3 protein-coding genes and 1 tRNA gene are annotated in these 2,406 nt (G+C 72.6%); 1 reads left to right on the top strand and 3 read right to left on the bottom strand.

What is annotated here, in order from left to right:
- Window positions 1–22: 22 nt before the first annotated feature.
- Window positions 23–109 (bottom strand) — tRNA-Leu (locus ACH9D2_RS08735).
- A 146-nt stretch (window positions 110–255) separates the two neighbouring features.
- On the opposite strand from ACH9D2_RS08735, the gene ACH9D2_RS08730 reads away from it, so the two are divergent.
- Window positions 256–1,113 carry a formate/nitrite transporter family protein gene (locus ACH9D2_RS08730; protein ID WP_396362453.1) on the top strand — a complete coding sequence of 286 codons (858 nt, stop codon included), beginning with the start codon at window positions 256–258 and terminating at the stop codon, window positions 1,111–1,113.
- A 4-nt stretch (window positions 1,114–1,117) separates the two neighbouring features.
- Here ACH9D2_RS08730 and ACH9D2_RS08725 read toward each other — a convergent pair whose 3' ends face one another.
- Both ACH9D2_RS08725 and ACH9D2_RS08720 read right to left on the bottom strand, forming a co-directional pair.
- Window positions 1,118–1,900: a metal-dependent hydrolase gene (locus ACH9D2_RS08725; RefSeq protein ID WP_396362452.1), complete on the bottom strand. Its 783-nt coding sequence runs from the start codon at window positions 1,898–1,900 to the stop codon at window positions 1,118–1,120.
- 211 nt (window positions 1,901–2,111) lie between these two features.
- Window positions 2,112–2,406, bottom strand: a 295-nt coding sequence (locus tag ACH9D2_RS08720) for a hypothetical protein (RefSeq protein ID WP_396362451.1), incomplete at its 5' end; no start/stop codon positions are given.

Raw genomic sequence — 2,406 nt, 5'->3', positions numbered from 1 at the left:
CGGATGTCCCGCTTCGCCTGCGTGGTGCGCGAGGGGGGAGTTGAACCCCCACGCCCTCTCGGGCACACGGACCTGAACCGTGCGCGTCTGCCTATTCCGCCACTCGCGCTCGTCGACCACAGCGGCGGACCGCTGTGGGCAACGACGACAATCCTACCCACGATCGTGCCGGATGGCCAATCGTGACCCCGGCGATGCGCCAGTAGGCTTGCCGCATCCCGGCCAGGGATCGACGAGAGCACACAGGGGGCAGGGATGGAACCGGACAACGCGAACCTCGAGGAGAAGCGCAAGGAGCTGGGCCGGACGGACGAACCGCTCGAGGACGAACTCGTCGAGGAGTTCGACAACACCGTCACCGAGGGCGCGGAACGCCTGACCCGCACGTGGCGGGCCCTGATCATCACGGGACTGTTCGGCGGCATCGACGTGGGCGTGGGCATCCTCGCCTATCTGGCGGTCAAGGAGGCCACGGGGTCCGACCTGCTGGCAGGCGCCGCCTTCGGCTTCGGCCTGCTCGCCCTCCAGCTCGCCCACTCGGAGCTGTTCACCGAGAACTTCCTGGTGCCCATCTACGCCGTCGTCTCCCGGCACAGCACCTGGTTGCAGCTGGGGCGCTTCTGGCTGGTGACCCTGCTGGCCAACCTCCTGGGCGGATGGCTGTTCACCTGGTTCGTGGTGGCCGGGTTCCCGCAGTTCCACGACACCCTGGAGGAGTCGGCGACCAAGTACCTCGAGGGCGGCCTGACGGTGGAGACGGCCGCCCTGGCCCTGCTGGCCGGCAGCACCATCACGCTCGGCACACGGATGAGCCAGGGGTCGAGCAGCGAGGTGGTGCACACCTTCATCGCCCTCATCGACGGGCTGCTGGTCGTCGGCCTGGGCATGCTGCACGGAGCGCTCAACTCGGCCATCATCTTCGGTGCCATGCACGCGGGCGCCGACCTCTCCTACACGGACTGGCTGCTGTGGATGCTGTGGGTCATCCCGCTGAACATGGTGGGCGGGCTCGTCATCATCACCATGCCGCGGCTCGTCCGCACGCTCGAGCTGATCAAGAAGGAGCGCGCGAAGCAGAACCGCCGGCAGGCCGAGGACGGACGGGTGGTCTGACGGCTCAGGCGAGCGCGATCCCGCTGGTCAGGGCGAACGCCCCCCACAGCCCCGTCAGGGCGAAGAGGGTGATCGGGGCGAGCAGCGCGATCTCCGCGGCGGAGCCGGCGTTGCCGATGAGCGGCACCGCGAGGAAGGACCGGTTCTTGTACACCGACCGGGGCAGGGGCAGGGGCATGCGCAGCGGGTAGAGCAGGTGGATCCCGCGCGTGGTCACCAGGTCCCCGGCGAGGTGGGCGACCACCCCCGTGGCCACGGCCGCGGGGAACCACCACTCGTGCGCGGGCGGGTGCAGCCCCACGACGACGCCCAGGCCGATCCCGACGACCCAGTTGAGCTTCGCGACCCGGTCCGGCACGAAGGCGAGCACCTGCACCGCGAAGGCGATGAGCAGCACGGACATCACCGCGGCGAGCGGCCACACCCAGCCGAGGCCCTCGACCGGGATCCCGATCTTCTGCGCCGCGGCCGCCAGCCCGGTGAACACCGCCACTCCCAGCAGGGAGTGGGTGCCGCGCCGGTGTCCGCCGGAGAGCCGGCAGATCCCGCGGGCCAACCAGGTGGACAGGGGGCGCAGGGACCGGGCCACGGTCCCGTCCGGGTGGTCGAGGTCCGGCAGCAGCGCCGCCCCGGCGGTGACGAGCGCACCGGTGAGGACGCCGGTGTCGCCGACGTCCAGGACCCCCCACCCGATCGGGACGGTGAGGTCCTGCAGGTGCAGCTGGTAGTCGGCGGTCAGCGCCACCCACGCGGCCGCCCCGCAGGCCGCATGGCTCGGTCCCATCATGAGAGCGACGTCCTCCTCGGATTCCCGGTTCCGGGGGCCGAGCGGCCCCACCAGCGGAAACCCTAGGGTCCGGGCCGGACAGCACAACGGACCGGCCCGCGCGGCGGGACTCCCTCGCCCTCGCCGGCCCCACCACGGCGGCCGCTGCCCGAGCGACCCGGGCCGCCGGTGCCGGCCGGTGAGCCGGAGCGCTCCTCCCGGCCCACCCGCGTCAGGGGGCGGGCACGGGCCGCCACCCCGCGGAGTCCACCTCGACGACGACGGGCGCCCGCCCGCCCACACCCCGCCGCCGCAGCGCCTCCTCGATGTCACCGGCGGGGGCGGCGACCACGAAGGTCTCCCCGCGGAACAGGTCGGCCGAGTCCTCGACGAGCGACGTCAGCTCCTCGGCGCCGCGGGCCGCGAACCGCTCGGCCACGCGCAGGCGGGCGGTCCACGGCGGGGGAGGGGCGGCGTCGTCGAGGAGGACGGCGGTGGCCGGGCACTGCAGGTCGGTCATGGCCCCA

Source organism: Kocuria rhizosphaericola, assembly GCF_044462205.1.
Lineage (GTDB): Bacteria > Actinomycetota > Actinomycetes > Actinomycetales > Micrococcaceae > Kocuria > Kocuria rhizosphaericola.
This window is presented reverse-complemented; position numbering and strand designations above follow the sequence as displayed.

Coding starts and splice junctions, on each gene's coding strand:
- ACH9D2_RS08725 (WP_396362452.1), bottom strand. CDS start 1,900: ATGATGGGACCGAGCCATGCGGCCTGCGGGGCGGCCGCGTGGGTGGCG.
- ACH9D2_RS08730 (WP_396362453.1), top strand. CDS start 256: ATGGAACCGGACAACGCGAACCTCGAGGAGAAGCGCAAGGAGCTGGGC.